We start from the raw sequence: 17,429 nt of genomic DNA on the forward strand, positions 1-17,429 counted from the left end.
GCAATCGGGGCGGGCCGGGGCGCTACGACACCCGCGGCAGCACCCGGATCCCGTCGGCGCGGATCGTGGTGCCGTCGGCGGCCACGCCCGTCAGGACCACGACGTCGCCGACCACCGGCTTCTGCGACAGGGCGGTGACGTCCACGGTGACCGTCAGCCCGTCGACCGAGGTGACGGAGGCGCGGTCGCCGGTCAGCGCGGTCACCGTGCCGGTGACGCTCGCCTGCGGCGTCCAGACCGCGCGGGCGACGGCCGTGGCGCCCGTTCCCTGCACCTGGACGACAACCCGCTCACCGGTCTGCAGATCGCCCAGCGCGCTGTTCTGTGCACCCCGCACGAAGGTGTCGCCGTCGGTGCGCAACGTCCGCTGGGCCCCGCCGTCGACGTTCACGACCAGCGTTCCGTCGGCGACCGAGACGACGGTGCCGGTGAGCACCGGCGCGTTCCCGAGTCCCGGGCCGCCCCCACGGGGTGGGCCACCGAACGGGCCGCCGGGACCGCCAGGACCGCCCGGCCCCGGGCCGTGCCAGGGGCCGCCGTCGCCCGGGCCGTGCCAGGGAGCCCCGGGGGCGCCCAGCGCGCCCATGGGCCCGTGCCGGTCGAAGCCGGGGCCGAACCGTCCGTGGTCGGGGATCAGCAGCGCAGCAGCCACGCCGCCGGCGACCAGCACCGCGACGATCACAGCTCCGATGATCACGCCCCGGCTGCGGATACGGGAACGCCACGGCTTGCGCGGCGGCGGTAGGGGGTGCTGCTCGGTGGGCGGGTCGGTGGGGGTGGTCATCGCTTCTCCTGGTGGCTCGATCCGGTACCTCCGACGGTTCCGCCCGATCCTGAACCGGACCTGAAGCCGGGCCACACCTTCAGCCGATCTTCAGCCGGCCGACGCCGGGAGCAGCGCAGAATGGTGTGGTGACCGCGCGCGTACTCGTGGTGGAGGACGCCGAGGCGATCCGGGCCGCGGTGCTCGCCGGGCTCGCCGAGGCGGGCTTCGTCGGGTGCGGACGCGCCGACGGACGCGCCCTGGAGGACGACCTCGAGGCGTTCCGGCCCGATCTCGTGGTGCTCGACATCATGCTTCCCGGGCGCGACGGTTTCTCGCTGCTCGACGTGGTTCGCCGGCGCAGCGACGCCGGGGTCGTGATGCTCACCGCCCGAGACGCGGTCGACGACCGGCTGCGCGGGCTGCACGGCGGCGCCGACGACTACGTGGTGAAGCCGTTCGCGCTGGCCGAGCTGGTCGCACGGGTGACGGCCGTCCTCCGGCGCACCGGCCGCACACCGTCCACCGTGGAGGTGGGCGACCTGCTGGTGGACGCCACCGCCGGTTCGGTGCGCCGTGGTGGCGTCCCGATCGAGCTGACGGCCACCGAGCTGCGCCTGCTCGACTACCTCGCGGCGCAACGCGGCCGCGTCGTCAGCAAGGGCCAGATCCTCACGCGCGTGTGGGGCTACACGGACTACGACCCGAACCTGGTGGAGGTGCACATCTCCGCGCTGCGCCGCAAGCTGGGCGAGCCGCGGCTGGTGCACACGGTGCGGGGGCTGGGCTATGTGCTGCGCACCGATGGGCCGGAGACTCCGTCGTGAACAGCACCATCGGGCCGGAGGCGCCGGCGTGAGCGGAACCGGGACCCGCCTGCGCACCGTGTCCCTGCGCCGCCGGGTCACCGCGCTGAGCATGCTCGTGCTGGCCGCGGTTCTCGTGGCGATCACCGTGCTGACCGACATCGTGTTCTCCACCCAGACCCGCTCCGGGCTGCGCGACGAGCTGGCCGTCCGGGCCGCGCTGGCCGGTCAGCTCGTCGCGCAACGGGTCCCGGCGGCGGAGGTGGCCCGCCAGGTGGAGGCGCCGGGGATCCGCGCCGTCGTGGTCGCGGCCGACGGCACCGTGTACGACGGCGGGCCGGACGCGCCGGGACCGCCGTGGCACGGTCCCGGCCGTCCCGACGGGCCGGGGCCACCGTGGCAGCACGGTCCGGGTCGCCGTCCCGGTGGTGGTCCCGACGCGGACGTCGGGCCGGGCGACCAGACGCTGCAGCAGCCGTTGGCGGACGGCTCCCGGCTCACGCTGGTGGCCGACGGCGGACCGGTGACGGCGGCGCAGCGGCTGCTGCGCCGCACGCTGCTGCTGCTCAGCATCGCGGCGCTCGCCGTCGCGGGGGTGGTCACGCTGCTCACCACCCGCGTCGCGCTGGCTCCGCTCGACTCCATGACCGCACTGGCCCGGTCGATCACGCGGGGCAACCGCGGCCGCAGGCTCGCCCCGTCCCGCACCGACACCGAGCTCGGACGCGCCGCGTCCGCGTTCGACGCGATGCTCGACGAGCTGGAGGGCGCCGAGGCGACGGCGCGGGCGTCGGAGGCGCGCACCCGCCGGTTCGTCGCCGACGCCGCGCACGAGCTCCGCACCCCGCTGGCCGGGGTGCAGGCCGTGGCCGAGGCCGCCATCGCCCCGGGCCTCGACGCCGAGGAGCGCGACCGGCTGCACCTGTTGCTGCTGCGCGAGAGCCACCGGGCCGGTCGGCTGGTCGACGACCTGCTCGCGCTCGCGCGGATCGACGCGGGCATCGAGCTGCGCCGCGAGCCGGTGGACCTCCTGGAGCTGGCCCGTTCCGAGGCGGAACGGGTCCGGCTGCTCGCGCCGGACCGCGAGGTCGAGGTCAACGGTGACCCGACCGTCGTCCCGGGAGACGCGGCCCGGCTGGGCCAGGTGGTGGACAACCTGCTCGACAACGCGCGTCGTCACACACCCGGCGGCAGCCGGATCACCGTGACGGTGACGGCGACGGGGAGAGGCACCGCGACGGTGCTGGTGGCCGACACCGGGCCCGGGGTGCCACCCGCCGACCGGGAACGCATCTTCGACCGGCTCGTGCGGCTGGACGAGGCCCGCAGCGCGGACGACGGCGGTGCCGGTCTGGGCCTCGCGATCGCTCGCGGGATCGCCAGAGCCCACGGGGGCGACCTGCGCTGCGTCGACCCGCCCGGCGGGGTGGGTGCGGCCTTCGCACTGACCCTGCCGGCCGCCTGAGCCGGTCCGCTCCGGGTCAGTCGTCGTCGGGCAGGGTGGCCTTGCGGACGTAGAGCAGCCGGTCGCCGCGCTCGAGGGCGTCGACGGCGGAGGCGTCCACGCGGTGGAGCTCGTCGTTGCGGACCACACCGAGCACGATGTCGGGCAGGTGCCGCGGGGAGCCGCCGACCTCCGACTCCTCCACCGCCCGCTCGCTGATCGCGAACCCGGCGTCCGGGGTGAGCAGGTCCTCCACCACGTCGACGACGCTCGGCGTGGTGGTGGCCATGCCCAGCAGGCGCCCCGCCGTCTCCGCGGAGACGATCACCGAGTTGGCCCCGGACTGACGCAGCAGGTGCACGTTCTCCGACTCCCGAACCGCCGCCACGATCCGGACGTCCGGCGCGAGCTCGCGGGCGGTGAGCGTGACGAGCACTGCCGTGTCGTCCCGGTTGGTGGCCACGATGATCGCGGTGGCCTGCTGCAGGCCGGCGATCCGCAGCACGCTGGACCGGGTGGCGTTGCCGGTGACCGTCACCAGCCCGAGCGCCGACGCGGCATCGAGCCGGGTGCGGTCGGTGTCGACGACGACGATGTCGGTGGGCTGGGCCCCGTCGCCGAGCAGTGTCTCGACCGCGGCCCGGCCCTTCGTGCCGTACCCGACGACAACGGTGTGGTTCCGCACGCGGGACCTCCAGCGCTCGATGCGAACTGCCTGCCGGGAGCGCTCGGTGAGCAGCTCGACCGTGGTCCCGACCAGCACGATGAGGAACAGCAGCCGCAGCGGGGTGATGACCACCGTCGTGAGCAGGCGTGCCTGTGGCGTGACGGGGACGATGTCACCGTAACCGGTCGTGGAGAGCGACACGGTGGCGTAGTAGAAGGCGTCGCCCAACGAGATCGGGGTGTTGCTGTTGTTGTCGACGTACCCGTTGCCACCGAAGTAGACGACCAGCGCGGCGGCAGCCAGCGATCCGAACGCGACGGCGAGCCTGCGTAGCAGTGCCACCACCGGGCTGGCGGCGGTGTCGGGCATCCGGATGAGCCCCACCAGCGAGGGGTCGGCCAGCGGCCGGCGCTGATCGGTCACGGCGCGGAGAGTAGCTGTCGGAGGCGGGGGCACGCTCGCCGACCGACACTGCCGTGGCCAGCGTCGCGTCATTGCCGGGATGATCCGCCGATGCGGGCACGACAGCGACATGCCGCGGCGGGCCTGGCCGCGCTGCTGACCACCGCGGGAGCGCTGCACTTCGCCGTGCCGCGCCACTTCGACGCGGTCGTGCCCGGATGGGTGCCGGGGTCGCCGCGCCCGTGGGCGCTCGTGTCCGGCGCGGTGGAGATCGGTGTGGCCGCGGCCGTTGCGGTGCCGCGCACCCGGCGTCTCGGGGCGCCGGCGGCGGCCGGGCTGTTCGCCGCGGTGTTCCCCGCCAACGTCCAGATGGCGATCGACTGGAGGCACCGCTCTCCCCGCGAGCGGGCCATCGCCTACGGGCGGCTGCCGCTGCAGGTCCCGCTGATCCTGTGGGCCCTGTGGGCCCTGTGGGTGCGTCGGGACGCCTAGGAGACGGCCGGGACGAGGCCGGCTTCCGCGGCTCCCCCGGTCAGCTCGTCGAGACCGAACGCCGCCACCGGGTCCAGTGCGCCGCTGCCGCGGACCCCGTGCTCGGCCGCCCGACCCGCCCCCCAGGCGAGCAGGCGCGCGGTGAACACGTACGCGTCGGGCGCGGTCATGCGGGTGCGGGCGAGCAGGGTGCCGGTGGCGTCGAACACCTCGGCCACGACGTGCGACTGCATCCCGGCGAGCGCCTCGGGCGACGGTGCGTCCGACGCCGTGCGCGTGACGAACCCGGCCACCGCGCCCAGCGCCCGCCCCGCACCGGGCACCCGGCCGAGCAGCGGTGTGAACCGCGACCCGAGGTGCACGGCCTGGCTGGCCGCGCCGAACCAGCCGAGGTAGACGTCCACCGTCCGCAGGCCCGGTGCGAGCCGCGGCAGCGCGAACTGCTCGCTGCCACCGACCGTCACACCGGGCCGCGGCCTACCGGCCACGTCGAACGTGCGGAGCCGGGAGCCCGCAGGCTCCGCCCGCAGCGCGCCGTCGCGCCAGGCGTGGGACTGCTCGACCGCCGTACCCACCACCGACCGCAGCGTCCCGCGCGAGAACGCCTGCCCCCGCCCCGCCCCCGTGATGAAGTAGCCGACGTCCACCCGCACGGCGTCCTCACCCGCGTCCCGCAGCGCCAGCGCGCCCGCCAGCACCCCTGGCACGTAGTCGATGCCGAACGCGGTGAGCAGCGTCGCCCCCGCCCGCTCCGCCGACGGGCCGTACTGCTCGAACACCTGGCGGACGAACGGGGGCTCGCCCGTGGAGTCCAGGTAGATCGCCCCCGCGGCGACCGCCGCGGCCACCGCGGGACGGCCGAGCTTCAGGAACGGGCCGACCGTGCTGACCAGTACGTCGCCCCGCCCGACGAGCCCGGCGACCGAGCGCTCGTCGGTGACGTCCGCCGTGGCCGTCTCCAGGCCCCCGAGCCGGTCGGCGAGGGCCGCCAGCCGGGCCGGGTCGCGCCCGGCCAGCACGGGCCGCAGCCCCCGGGCCACCATCTCCTCGGCCACCCGCCCACCGGTGTAGCCGGTGGCGCCGAACAGAACGATCCTCGCGCTCACGCCCGGACCCTAACCGCCCCCATCCCCCGCGAGTCGCCCGATCCGCACCCGCGAGTCGCCCGTCCCGTGCCCGCGAGTCGCCCGGTTCCCACGCGCTTCCCGGACGGCGACGGGAGCGCCGGTATCGTTCCCGCGTGCCCCGATATGTCGCACTCCTGCGCGGGATCAACCTCGGACGCCACAAGCGCGTCGCCATGGCCGACCTGCGCGCGTTGCTGACCGGCCTGGGCTACACCGACGTCCGCACGCACCTCAACAGCGGGAACGCGGTCCTCACCGGTGACGACGCCGTCCCCTCCGAGCACGCCGAACGGATCGAGACGGCCATCAGCACGGAGCTCGGCCTCGACGTGCGTTGCGTCGTCCTCACGGGCGACGAGCTGCGCGCGATCGTCGACGGCCACCCGTTCCCGGACGTGGCGACGAACGGGTCACGGATGATGGCCCACGTGCTCGCGACCTCGCCGGACGCGGCTCTGCTCGCCGAGCACGACCCGGTCGGGCTCGACCCGGACAACGCGCGTCTCGGTGGGCGGGTGATCTACCAGTGGTGCCCCGACGGCGTGCTCGCCGCGCCTCCGGTGGGTGGCGTCGTAGAGAAACACCTCCGCGTGCCGGTCACCGCCCGCAACTGGAACACGATCACCAAGCTCGCCGAGCTGCTCTAGGGCCGGCGAGCTATGTCGATGCGGCGGGCACCGACAGCACGAGCCCCCGCAGCCCGGCTGCGTCGAGGAGGTCGACCGGTCGGAGCGTGACGTCGTGGCGCACGAAGTGGAACGCCGCCCGGACCTGCTCCGGCGCACACCCCGCCAGCGCCGCCCACGCCAGCCGGTAGGCCGCCAGCTGCACCGCGAGCGCCGGCATCCTGGACTCGTCGGGCAACGCGCCGGTCTTCCAGTCCACCACCGTGAAGCCGCCGTCCGGGTCGGCGTACACCGCGTCCATCCGGCCGCGCACCCCGATGCCGGCCACCACGGTCTCGAACGACACCTCGATCTCGACGGGCCGCCGGTCGGCCCACTCCGAGGCGAGGAAGGCGTCCTGCAGTTCGGTGAGGGCGTCGTCGGGAGCGGCGCCCTCGTCGGCGGCGCCGGGCAGCTCGTCGAGGTCGAGGAGCTGCGCCGCCCCGAACCGCTGTTCCAGCCAGGCATGGAACGCGGTGCCGCGGCGGGCGTGCGGGTTGGGTGGCAACGGGAGCGGGCGACGCAGCCGGGCCGCCAGCGCCGCCGGATCGGCCGCGAGCTCGACGAGCTGGCTCACCGTCAGCTGCGGCGGCAGCGCCGCCGTGGGCCGGGCCCTGGCGGCCGCGCGCTCGGCGAGCAGCACGTCCACGTCGGCGGCCCAGCCCTCCGGGTCGTCGCCCTCGTCGTCCTCGTCCGGCGGCGGCTCGTCGAACGAACCGAGCAGCTCGAGCTGGTCGCCCGGCTCGGCCGCATCGGCCCGGACGGCGTGCACCTCGTCGAGCTCGCGCAGCGCCGAGCGCACGAGTGCCGCCCCGGCGTGCACCGCTGTCGACCGCTCCGCCAGCGGGTCGGCGGGCCACAGTGCCGTCGGCTGCTCGAGCGTCGCGGGGTTGACCGCGTCGTCCGCAGGCTCCTCGGCCCATTGCTCCGCGCCGTGCACGCGGGCGATCTCCACGAGGAACTCCGACGGTTCCCGCGGGCGGTCCCCGGCCGCACCCCAGCGGTGCCCGGAGGCGAGCAGGACCTGTTCTGAGCGGGTGAGCGCCACGTAGAACAGCCGGCGCTCCTCGATGAGCCGCCGCTCGTCGAGCGCGTCGGAGTGCTCTTTGAGCGCCCCCTCGAGCTCCTTGCGGTCGCCGCCGTCGGGAAGCTGCAGGACGGGCAGGTCGGCCGCGTCCCCCCGGAGCTCGACGGGGAGCTCGGCCGCGCTGGTCAGCCAAGTGCCGCCGATCTTCCGTCCCGGGAAGACCTGCCCGACGAGATGCGGGACGGCGACGACCTCCCACTCCAGTCCCTTGGCGGCGTGCACGGTGAGCACCTGCACGCGGTCCGGCGCGACCTCGACCTCGCCGGGGGTCAGCCCGTCCTCGGCCTTCTCCGCCGTCTCCAGGAAGTCCAGCAACGCGGGCAGGGTGGCGACCTCGGCACCCGCGGCGAAGTCGGCCACGACGTCGGCGAACGCGTCGAGGTGGGCGCGGCCCACCGGGCCCGGGCGGGCCGCGCTCTCAGCGTCGAGCAGCAGCACCCGCTCGGCGTCGGCCACCAGGTCGGTCAGCGGGGCGGCGCCCCTGGCCCGGAGCCACCCCAGCTCGCGGGCGAGCCGGGTGATCCGCTCGAAGCCCTCCGGCGAGTACCGCGAGGCAGGACCGGGGTCGTCGAGGGCGTCGACGAGCCCCGCCTGCTCGGCCTGCTCGCCGGGCAGCGCGCCGAGAGCCAGCTCGGCAGGCGTCAACGGCCCCGGACGGGACGGCTGCGGCGGCACCACCTCCCTGGCCCGCTGCCACAGGGCCGCGAGGTCGGCGACGCCCAGCCGCCAGCGGGCCCCCGTGAGCAGCCGGACGGCGGCGGGCCCGGCGAGCGGGTCGGCGACCAGTCGCAGGGCGCTCACCAGGTCGCGGACCTCCGGCGTGTCCAGCAGGCCCCCGAGCCCGACGACCTCGACGGGCAGCCCGCGGGCGCGCAGGGCCGCCGCGATCGCGTCCATGTCGGCGCGCCGCCGCACCAGTACCGCTGACGTCGGGGGCTCGGCTCCGGCGTCCTCCGCCGTGCGCCAGTGGGTGGCGATGCCGTCGGCCATCCAGTCGATCTCGGCCGCGATGTCGGGCAGCAGCGCCACCCGCACGTCCCCGGCCCGCGTGCCCGGCCCGGCACGCAGCTCCCCCACCCCGACCGCTCCCGGCGCCGCGCGCAGCGGCGCGGACACCGCGTTGGCGAGCGTGAGCACCTCCGGCGGGTTGCGGAAGCTCGTGAGCAGCCCGTACTCGTCGGCCGGTCCGTCCGCGGCGGGGAAGTCGGTGCGGAACCGGACGAGGTTGCCCGCGCTCGCCCCCCGCCACCCGTAGATCGACTGGAACGGGTCGCCGACAGCGGTGACCGCGGGCCCGGCGGTGCGGAGCGGTTCGCCGGGAGGAGCGCCGAACAGGGCCCGCAGGAGTACCCGCTGGGCGTGCCCGGTGTCCTGGTACTCGTCGAGCAGCACCGCGCGGTAGAGCGCCCGCTCGGCCTCCCCCACCTCGGGGTGCTCCGCGGCGACGCGCGCGGCGATCGCGAGCTGGTCGGTGAAGTCGACCGCACGCTCCGAGCGCTTGCGCGCCGCGAACGCCTCCACCAGCGGCAGCAGCGCCGCCCGCTGCCGCTGGGCGCCCACCCACCGCTGGTAGGTCTGCGACGGCTCCGCCCGCTGCCGCTTGCCCGGCGGGGCCGAGGCCAGCACGGACACGAGCCGCTCGGCGTGCCGGCGCACCGCTTCGGGGTCGACGAGGTGCTCACCCAGCTCACCGGCCAGTGAGAGCAGCCGCTCGGTGACCGTGGCGGGCATGAGGTCGATCTCGAGATCGTCGGCCCAGCTCGTGACCACCCGGTGCGCGACCTGCCAGGACGCGGTCTGCCCGAGCAGGCGCGACGCGGGCTCGGCGGGCAGCCGCAGCGCGTGCTCGGCGACCAGCCGTCCGGCGTAGGCGTGGTAGGTGGAGATGCTGGGCTCACCGGCGAGCACCGCCGCGCGCCGCGCGCCGCTGGGGTCGAGCTCGTCGAGCAGCCGGGAGCCGGCGAGGCGGCGCAACCGCGAGCGCACGCGGGCCCCGAGCTGCTGGGCGGCCTTGCGGGTGAACGTGAGCCCCAGCACCTGCTCGGGCAGTACCTGACCGGTGGCGACGAGCCAGACGACCCTGGCGGCCATCGTCTCGGTCTTGCCCGCTCCCGCCCCGGCCACGACCAGCGCCGGGCGGGCAGGCGCCGCGATCACCTCGGCCTGTTCGTCGGTGGGCGCCGGCAGCCCGAGCGCGATGGCCAGGGCGTGCGGGGTGAGCTCCACGCGAGAGTTCTACCGCAGCGACCGAGACGCCCGGCCGTCCCGCTACATCTTGGAGATCCGCACCCAGTCGACTTCGAGGTTGACCTCGTCAGGGGTGGTGTCGTCGCGCGGCGGGATCCAGTCCTTCTTCGGGCCCTGGTCGAGCTGGATCGTGAGGTGCATGGGCTTCGTCGGGATCACCGTCTTGTCCTTGTTCTCGTACTTCTTGACCCCGTCGACGTACCAGGTGATCCGGTCGGGCAGCCACTCGAGGGCGAACGTGTGCCACTTCGTGTAGTCCCCCGGCACCGCCGTGCCATGGATGTTGTCGGTGCCGTCCGGACCCCAGTGCACCACGAAGTGTGCGAGATCCCGGTTCTCGCCCGGCACCTCCATGATGTCGAGCTCGCCGTCCTCCGGCCACTTCTCGGAGTCGGGCCAGAGCAGGATCGCCGAGCCGAACCCGCGTCCCGCGTCGGTGCGGGCACGGAACTCCCAGCGCCCGTAGAGCTGCCCGGTGGTCTGGCCCATCCCGCCGGAGACGTCACCCTTGGCTGTGATCTTGAGCGTGCCGTCGGACTGGCTGATCGCCTCCGGCTTGCGCAAGCCGGTGCCGAAGCCGCCGACGCTGTCGTAGAGGTCCCAGCCCTTGGAGTCGAGGTCCGGGCCGTTGAACTCGTCGCCCCCGGCGGGTTGCCACTTGACCCCGCCGCCGCCCGAGCCGGTGGGGGCGTGTGGCCCCGATGCACCGCGGGCGCCTCCGGAATGGGGACCCGGCGTGGCCGACGGACGGCCGGACGTGGGCTTCGGGGTCGTGGTGGGGGCGGACGTGGTCGGCGTCGGCTCCGGAACGGTGGACGTCGGCGGGAGCGCCTGGAACAGGTCGGGCGCGTTGTCGGGCGCGGCGCTGCTCGACCCCGGGCCACCGGCACATGCGGCGAGCAACACGACGAGTCCGGCGCAGGCGACGGCTGACCGCATCCGTCTCGCGGTCCGGGACATCGCACCTCCTGGCAAGCACACCGGGGCGGGGAGCCGCGGGAGCGCGGTGTGCCGACGCACCGTACCCGCTGTGATCCTTCCGTCCGGACCACCCACCCGGGCGAGCCGGAACGACCTGGCCGATCAGCGGATCTCGCACAGCGTGACCGTGGTGGGGCCAGGCCGGCCCGTTCCGGTTCTACGGCTGGGTGACCTGCCGACCGGCCTCGCTGAGCGGACAGCTGACCCGGACGGGGCAGCGGTCACAGTCGGGGCCGACCCTCGCGATGAACTGCGCCCCGGACGTCTCGTCGGCGCAGTGGCGCAGCACGTCCTCCCAGCGGGCCAGCTCGGTGTCGTCGAGCGGCGGCTGGACGGGCTCCTTGACCTGCCCGTTCGCCTTCTGGTCGGCGAGGTAGACGAGCCGCGCGCCGCCGGGGCGCGCTCCCGGCTCCAGCAGCTCACCGAACGCGCCGAGCGCGGCCGCAAGCTGGTAGACGGCCAGCTGCGGGTGCTCGGCGGCCGCCCGACCGCTGACGGCCGTGCGGCCCGTCTTCACGTCGACGACCACCGGCCGCCCTTCCGGATCGACCTCCAGCCGGTCGACCCGCCCCCGGAGCCGCAGCCGCGGGGCGCCCCGGCCCGCCGTGTCGTTCTCCGCGGCGTCGGCGTCGGCCACCAGGTGAAGGCCCGGCTCGTCGCCCGCGAGGTCGAGCTGCACCGGCTGCTCGACGGCCACCAGCCGTAACCCCTCCGCCCGGCTCGCCCGCACCCAGCCGTCGAACGCGGCCAGCATCCCCTGCACCCGGGACAGCTCGCGGCGACCGAACCACGGCGCACCCGCGTCGAGGCGCGACCATGCCGAGCGCAGGGCGACCTCCAGCTCGGCGTCCTCCGCACCGGCCGCGCTGGCCTGCACCAACGCGTGCACCAGCGAACCGGTGACGGCGGCCAGCGCCCCCACCTCGCCGCCGCCGTGGCGCTCCAGCACCCACCGCAGCGGGCATCGGACGATCTTCTCCACGTCCGACGGCGACACCGGCACGACCTCTCCCGGCGTGCGTAGCGGAGCGTCGCTCGAGACGGGAGCCAGCCCGTACCAGTCGTCGGGGCGGGCGCCGGGCACCCCGGCGGCGGCGAGCCGGGCCAGCTGCACCGCCGCGCGACGACGGCGCTCCGCGGCCGCCGGGTCGTCTCCCGGGTCGGCGCACACGGCCCTCCGCAGCTCGCCCACCAGCTCGGCCAGCACGAGTGAGCGGCCCGGCCGATAGACCGGGCGGTCGGCCTGCGTGGCCGGCACGGGGTCGAGCTCGTCGAGGAAGCGCGAGGGCTGCTCGTCCTCCCCCTGCACCGCGCTGACCAGCAACGTGTGCCGGGCCCTGGTGCACGCGACGTAGAACAGGCGGCGTTCCTCGGCGAGCAGGGGCGCGATCCGCGAGACGGTCTCTCCGGGCTCGGCCACGCCGCCCACGAGGTCGACGAGCCGCTCGTTGCCCAGGAGGCTGCCGCGCAGCCTCAGGTCGGGCCAGTTGCCCTCCTGCACGCCGGGCACGGCCACGACATCCCACTCGCGCCCGCGGGCCGCGTGGGCGGTGAGCAGTGAGACCGCGTCGCCCCTGGGCGCCCGCGGCGCGAGCGAGTCGGTGGGGAGCTGCTGGTCGGCGAGGTACTCGAGGAAGCTCGCCACGCCTGCACCCGGCAACCGGTCGGTGTGGCGGGCGGCGACGTCGAAGAGGGCGAGCACGGCGTCGAGGTCGCGGTCGGCCGCGGCGCCGACCGGGCCGCCGCGGGCGCTGGCCTCGCTCCACCGCGACCCGAGCCCGCAGGCCTGCCAGACCCGCCACAGCACCTCCTCGGCGCTCTCGCCGTCGCGTGCGGCGTGGCCCGCGATGGCCAGCAGCGTGCCGACGCGGCGCAGCGGCGCCGTGTCCTGCGGGGGGAGCGCGACGAGTGGGTCGGGACGCCCCTCCGCGGCCGACCGCAGCGCCGCGACCAGCAACGGATCGCTCCCCGACCGCTCGATGTCGACCGGGCGCGCGGACTGCTCGCCGTCGTCCGGCGGCTCCGGCTCCGGCTCCGGTGGCGCGTCCACCGGAGGGGTACCGGCGTCGAGCCGCAGCAGGCCCCGCCGCAGCCTGCGCATCCGCATCGGGTCCCCCGAGCCGAGAGGCGACGTGAGCAGGGCGGTGGCCGCGTCGGCGTCCAGCTCGAGAGGACGGGTGGCGCAGCGCAGCACCATCAGCAGCGGGAGGACCGCGGGCTGGCGCCCGAGCGGCAGCTCATCGGGCGGCGCGGCGACCGGCACGCCCGCGGCCAGCAGAGCCCGGCGCAGCGTGGGCAGCGACAGCCGGGTGGACCGGGACAGCACCGCCATGCGCGACCACGGCACACCGTCGGACAGGTGGGCGCGGCGGAGCTGGTCGGCCACCCAGCCCGCCTCCTGCGACGCCGAGCCGAACACCCGCACCGCCACCGTGCCCTCCGGGCCCTCCGACTCGCCCGGTGGCGCCACCCGCTCCCGTCCCGATCCGGATCCGGACAGCCGCGCCACCAACCGCGCGCCCGCCGCCCGCACGGCCGGCGCGCTGCGATGGTCGACGCTGAGCAGGACCGTCTCGGCCTGGACGGCGCGCAGGCCGCCCGGATCGGCACCACGGAACGTGAGCACGGCCTGGTCGCGGTCGCCGGCGAGCAGCACGCTGGTGGCGGTGGAGCCCAGCGCGCGCACGAGTTCCATCTGCTGAGGGTCGAGGTCCTGGGCGTCGTCGACGACCAGATGCCGGACCCGCTCCCGCTCCGCGGCGAGCAGTTCGGGATCGGACGCCAGCGCGTCGAGCGCGGCCGACACCAGCTCCGCAGCGTCCAGAGCGGGGGCGGTGGCCTGCGGCGCGCCGCGACCCGCGGCCCCCCGCAGCAGGATGACGTGCTCGTAGGTGCGGAAGAACCGCCCGGCCGCAGCCCACTCGGGCATGTCGTGGCGGATGCCCAGCTCGGTGAGCTCCTCCGGCCCGAGGCCGCGTTCGGCCGCCCGCAGCAGCAGCTCGCGCAGCTCGGCGGCGAACCCCGGCAGCCCGAGAGCCGGACGCAGCCGCTCCGGCCAGCCCGAGTCGGGAGCTCCCCCGCGCTCGGGGCCGTCGAGCTCGCCCGCCAGCAGGTCACGCACCACGGCGTCCTGCTCCGCGCTCGCCAGCAACCGGGGGGGCGGATCCCCGTTGCGGGCCGCGTGCAGCCGCAGCACCCCGAACGCGTAGGAGTGCACCGTGCGCACCAGCGGCTCCCGGGACGTGCGTTCCGCCACAGCGTCGTCCTGGCCGTAGACCAGATCGCCGATCCGCTCACGCAGCTCCCCCGCCGCGCGCCGGCTGCCGACCAGCAGCAGGGTGCGCTCGGGATCCGCCCCGGCGCGGATCCGCGCGGCGATGCTCTCCAGGAGCAGCGTGGTCTTGCCCGTGCCCGGCCCACCGACCACCCGCAACGGCCCTGCCTCGTGGGCGAGCACGTGCCGCGCGGCGTCGTCCCAGACCAGCTCGCCCGGCACCGCCCGCGGCCTGCGGACGAGGCCCGGCGCGAGCGCGGCGGGCCCGGCGGGGCGATCGTGACGGGACACGCGGCGATGCAACCACGAGGCCCCGACAGCGCTCGCGGGCGGCCCGGCGAGTTGCAGCAAAGCCACGTTGCGGCAACCACGTTGCATCAAAGTGGCTTTGCTGCAACCACAGGGGGCACTCACGACCGGGTGGCAGGATCGGGGGGATGACTGCTGCGCCGCTCCACGTCCGCACCTTCGGGCCGTCCGACGGGGTGCCCGTGCTCGCCCTGCACGGCATCACCGGCCACTCCGCGCGCTGGCGGGTGCTGGCCGAGGCACTGCCGGAGTTCCGGTTCATCGCGGTCGACCTGCGCGGTCACGGCCGCTCCCCGTGGACACCGCCGTGGAACATCGAGCAGCACGTGTCCGACGTGCTGGGCGTGCTCGACGCGCTCGACCTCCAGCGCGTTCGGATCGCCGGGCACTCCTACGGCGGCGCGATCTCGGTGCACCTGAGCCGCACCGCGCCGGGACGCGTCGAGCGGCTGGTGCTGCTCGACCCGGCGATCGGGCTCGACCCGCAGGACATGCTGGAGACGGCCGAGTCGAGTCGCGCCGACGAGTCCTTCCCCGACATCGCCATGGCCCGTGCCGACCGCGCGCAGCGCTGGGAGGGCATCGCGGACGACCTCGTGGACGCCGAGATCGCCGAGCACCTCGTGCGCGACGGCGACCGGTACCGCTACCGCTACTGCGGGTCCACCGCCGTCGTGGCGTGGAGCGAGATGGCCCGCCCGGCACTGACCCCGCCCGCCGGCACGCCGACGCTGTTGCTGCCGGCCACGAAGGCCGACTTCGTCAGCCCCGCCTGGGTGGACGCCTGCCGCGCCGAGCTGGGCGACGCGCTCACCGTCACCGAGGTCGACGCAGGCCACATGCTCTACCTGGAGCGCACCGAGGAGGTCGCGCAGGCGATGCGCGAATTCCTGACACCCTGAGCCGATGGACGACGAGACGGTCGAACGGGTCCGGGCCGTCGTGCTGGCGATCCCGCCGGGCGAGACGGCGAGCTACGGCGAGGTGGCCGCCCGCGCCGGCCTGCGCTCGCCGCGGCTCGTGGGCCGGATCCTCGCGATGGACGGCCACGACATCCCCTGGCACCGGGTCCTGCGGGCGGACGGGAGCTGCGCCCCGCACATCGCGGTGGAGCAGAGCGCGCGCCTGAGAGCGGAAGGCATCCTCCTGGTGGACGGCCGCCTCCCGAGACCCCCGCGCACGCCCCGCCGCGGAGCCCTCTGAAGTTCAGGAAAGCCACTTTGCTGCCCGGAGAGGGCCTGAAAGTGGCTTTCCTGAACTTGGGGGGTGCTGGGGGTGGGGGCGTCTTCAGGCTGTGCGGGTTCGGGTCGCCAGGGCGGCTTCGTAGCGGTCCAGCACCAGGTTCAGGACGGCCGGGTGGTCGGCGAGGGGCGCGGCGACGACGTCCGCGCCGCAGCCGTCCAGGTGCCGCTGGAACAACCCCGGCGCCAGCAGCCACGACGCCACCGCCACCCGCTGGGCCCCACCGGCCCGCAGCGCGGCCACGGCCTCGCCCACCCGGGGACCGCCGGTGGCGATCGTGGCGAGCGTGACGGGGCGCCCGAGCACCCGCCCGAGCCTGCGCGCCGCGCGGGCGCCGTCGGCCTGGGCGTAGGGGTCGCTGGAGCCGGCCACGGCCAGCACCACGGCGTCGTCGGCACGCGCGCCGGCCGCGGCGAGCCGGTCGGCGGCCGCGGCGACGAGTGCGGGATCGGGGCCGAAGGCCTGGGCGAGGAGGACGTCGCGGCGGCCGATGGCGTCGAGCTGCGCGGGCACGTCGACGCGCACGTGGTAGCCGGCGGCGAGGAACATGGGCACCACCACGCACGGGCCGGGCAGCTCGGCGAGCGCGTCGGCCGGGCTGGGCCTGCGGACGTCGACGAAGCACGCCGTCACCCACACCCCCAGCGCCTCGGCGGCCCGTGCCGCCACCCGCTCGGTGACGACCGCGCCGGCAGGGTCACGCGTGCCGTGCGCGGCGAGCAGCAGGTTCACCGCTTGTCCCCGTGCAGGCAGTGCCCCCCGACGGGGACGGGACCGGCGGCGGGGTCGAGCGCGAGGCGGTACCCCCGCTTGACGACGGTCTGCACGAGCTTGGGTTCACCCAGGGCGGTGCGCAGCCGCGCCATGGCCGTCTCGACGGCGTGCTCGTCGCCGCTGCCCCCTGGCAGTGCGCGCAGCAGCTCGGCTCGTGCCACGACCCGGCCGGGGCGGCGGGCGAGAGCGCGGAGCAACGCCATCCCGGCGGGCGGCACCCCGCGCAGCACCCCGTCGACGAGCACGGCGTGTCCGCGCAGCTCGAGCCAGTGCCCGGCCACGGGCAACTGCCGCGCACGCCCCGGCATCTCGGCCTCCAGGCGCCGCACCATCGCCCCGAGGCGGGACCGCTGGGGCTGCACCGTCGGCACGTCGACGGCTTCGAGGGGCGCCGCGGTGACAGGGCCGACGCAGAGCGACAGGACCGGCCCGCGCAGCGCGGTGAGCAGCTCGTCGCGCACTCCGCGCTCGGTGGCCCTGGCCAGCAGGCTGGCCGCGGCGGGCGCGCTGGTGAACGCCAGCACGTCCACGCAGCCGGTGAGCACGCCGTCCATCAGCCGGTCGAGCGGGCCGATGTCGACGGGCGGCAGCCAGCGGTAGACCGGCACCTCGATCACCTCGGCACCCGCCACCGTGAGTGCCTCGACCACGTCGGGGAGGGGCTCGCCGTGCAGTTGGACGGCGATGCGCAGCCCGTCGACGCCGCGGCCGTCGCAGGCGCCGTCGAGGAGATAGTCGAGCACCTCGGCGGAGGACTCCGACGGCGGGGACCAGGTGTCCATCAGCCCGGACGCGCGAATCGCCCCCCGTGCCTTCGGGCCGCGGGCGATCAGCTTCCCCGCGCCCAGAGCGGCGAGCAGTTCCTCGCCGATCCCCCACCCGTCGGCGGCCTCCACCCAGCCGCGGAAGCCGATGCCGGTGGTGGCCACGGTGATGTCGGGCGGACGGGCGATGAGGCCGCGGGTGGCGTCGGCCAGCTGGGTGTCGTCGGCGACCGGGACGATCCGCAGCGCGGCGCCGTGCTGAACGACCGCTCCCCGACGCTCCAGCATCGTGGCGAGCTCGTCGGCCCGGCGCGCGGCTGTGACCCCGACGGTGAAACCCGCCAGGGGCGGGACCTCGGTGCGAGGAGGGTCGATTGCCACGGCG

Annotated in this window: 14 protein-coding genes; 6 read left to right on the plus strand and 8 right to left on the minus strand. The window is 75.6% G+C overall.

The features are described 5' to 3' along the window. Window positions 1-22: 22 nt before the first annotated feature. Window positions 23-784: a hypothetical protein gene (locus tag AC5L35_RS10335; protein WP_495059364.1), complete on the minus strand. Its 762-nt coding sequence runs from the start codon at window positions 782-784 to the stop codon at window positions 23-25. A 128-nt stretch (window positions 785-912) separates the two neighbouring features. Between AC5L35_RS10335 and AC5L35_RS10340 the strand changes: the two genes are divergently transcribed. Together AC5L35_RS10340 and AC5L35_RS10345 are read left to right on the plus strand one after the other, a co-directional pair. Continuing rightward, window positions 913-1,590 (plus strand): response regulator transcription factor, encoded by a 678-nt coding sequence (locus AC5L35_RS10340; RefSeq protein ID WP_495059365.1) that lies wholly within the window; start codon window positions 913-915, stop codon window positions 1,588-1,590. Window positions 1,591-1,618: 28 nt separating this feature from the next. Then, the gene (locus tag AC5L35_RS10345; protein WP_495059366.1) at window positions 1,619-3,034 is read left to right on the plus strand and encodes a sensor histidine kinase; all 1,416 of its coding nucleotides are present in this window, start codon (window positions 1,619-1,621) and stop codon (window positions 3,032-3,034) included. 16 nt (window positions 3,035-3,050) lie between these two features. Here AC5L35_RS10345 and AC5L35_RS10350 read toward each other — a convergent pair whose 3' ends face one another. Further along, entirely contained in the window at window positions 3,051-4,049 is a 999-nt protein-coding gene (locus AC5L35_RS10350) for a potassium channel family protein (RefSeq protein WP_495059820.1), read from the minus strand. Between the two features lie 144 nt (window positions 4,050-4,193). Between AC5L35_RS10350 and AC5L35_RS10355 the strand changes: the two genes are divergently transcribed. After that, the gene (locus AC5L35_RS10355) at window positions 4,194-4,574 is read left to right on the plus strand and encodes a DoxX family protein (protein WP_495059367.1); all 381 of its coding nucleotides are present in this window, start codon (window positions 4,194-4,196) and stop codon (window positions 4,572-4,574) included. Here AC5L35_RS10355 and AC5L35_RS10360 read toward each other — a convergent pair. After that, window positions 4,571-5,680, minus strand: a complete 1,110-nt coding sequence (locus tag AC5L35_RS10360) for a saccharopine dehydrogenase family protein (protein WP_495059368.1) — start codon at window positions 5,678-5,680, stop codon at window positions 4,571-4,573. The genes AC5L35_RS10355 and AC5L35_RS10360 overlap by 4 nt on opposite strands. A gap of 134 nt (window positions 5,681-5,814) precedes the next feature. Between AC5L35_RS10360 and AC5L35_RS10365 the strand changes: the two genes are divergently transcribed. After that, window positions 5,815-6,348: a DUF1697 domain-containing protein gene (locus AC5L35_RS10365; protein WP_495059369.1), complete on the plus strand. Its 534-nt coding sequence runs from the start codon at window positions 5,815-5,817 to the stop codon at window positions 6,346-6,348. A 10-nt stretch (window positions 6,349-6,358) separates the two neighbouring features. On the opposite strand, the gene AC5L35_RS10370 is transcribed toward AC5L35_RS10365, so the two are convergent. From AC5L35_RS10370 to AC5L35_RS10380, 3 genes are all read right to left on the minus strand, one after another. Then, window positions 6,359-9,679: an ATP-dependent helicase gene (locus tag AC5L35_RS10370; protein WP_495059370.1), complete on the minus strand. Its 3,321-nt coding sequence runs from the start codon at window positions 9,677-9,679 to the stop codon at window positions 6,359-6,361. A gap of 42 nt (window positions 9,680-9,721) precedes the next feature. Further along, entirely contained in the window at window positions 9,722-10,660 is a 939-nt protein-coding gene (locus AC5L35_RS10375) for a glycoside hydrolase family 16 protein (protein WP_495059371.1), read from the minus strand. A 178-nt stretch (window positions 10,661-10,838) separates the two neighbouring features. Beyond that, window positions 10,839-14,246: an ATP-dependent helicase gene (locus AC5L35_RS10380; RefSeq protein ID WP_495059372.1), complete on the minus strand. Its 3,408-nt coding sequence runs from the start codon at window positions 14,244-14,246 to the stop codon at window positions 10,839-10,841. Window positions 14,247-14,392: 146 nt separating this feature from the next. Between AC5L35_RS10380 and AC5L35_RS10385 the strand changes: the two genes are divergently transcribed. Both AC5L35_RS10385 and AC5L35_RS10390 read left to right on the plus strand, forming a co-directional pair. Then, entirely contained in the window at window positions 14,393-15,166 is a 774-nt protein-coding gene (locus tag AC5L35_RS10385) for an alpha/beta fold hydrolase (RefSeq protein WP_495059373.1), read from the plus strand. A gap of 4 nt (window positions 15,167-15,170) precedes the next feature. Beyond that, complete coding sequence (locus AC5L35_RS10390; RefSeq protein WP_495059374.1) at window positions 15,171-15,467, plus strand: MGMT family protein; 297 nt, start codon at window positions 15,171-15,173, stop codon at window positions 15,465-15,467. Window positions 15,468-15,551: 84 nt separating this feature from the next. Here AC5L35_RS10390 and AC5L35_RS10395 read toward each other — a convergent pair whose 3' ends face one another. Both AC5L35_RS10395 and AC5L35_RS10400 read right to left on the minus strand, forming a co-directional pair. After that, complete coding sequence (locus AC5L35_RS10395) at window positions 15,552-16,238, minus strand: sirohydrochlorin chelatase (RefSeq protein WP_495059375.1); 687 nt, start codon at window positions 16,236-16,238, stop codon at window positions 15,552-15,554. After that, on the minus strand, window positions 16,235-17,425 hold the full coding sequence (locus AC5L35_RS10400) for a uroporphyrinogen-III synthase (RefSeq protein ID WP_495059376.1): 1,191 nt from the start codon (window positions 17,423-17,425) through the stop codon (window positions 16,235-16,237). Before AC5L35_RS10400 ends, AC5L35_RS10395 begins: the two co-directional genes overlap by 4 nt. Window positions 17,426-17,429 lie beyond the last annotated feature (4 nt).

It is taken from the genome of Pseudonocardia sp. OZ21, assembly GCF_059359135.1.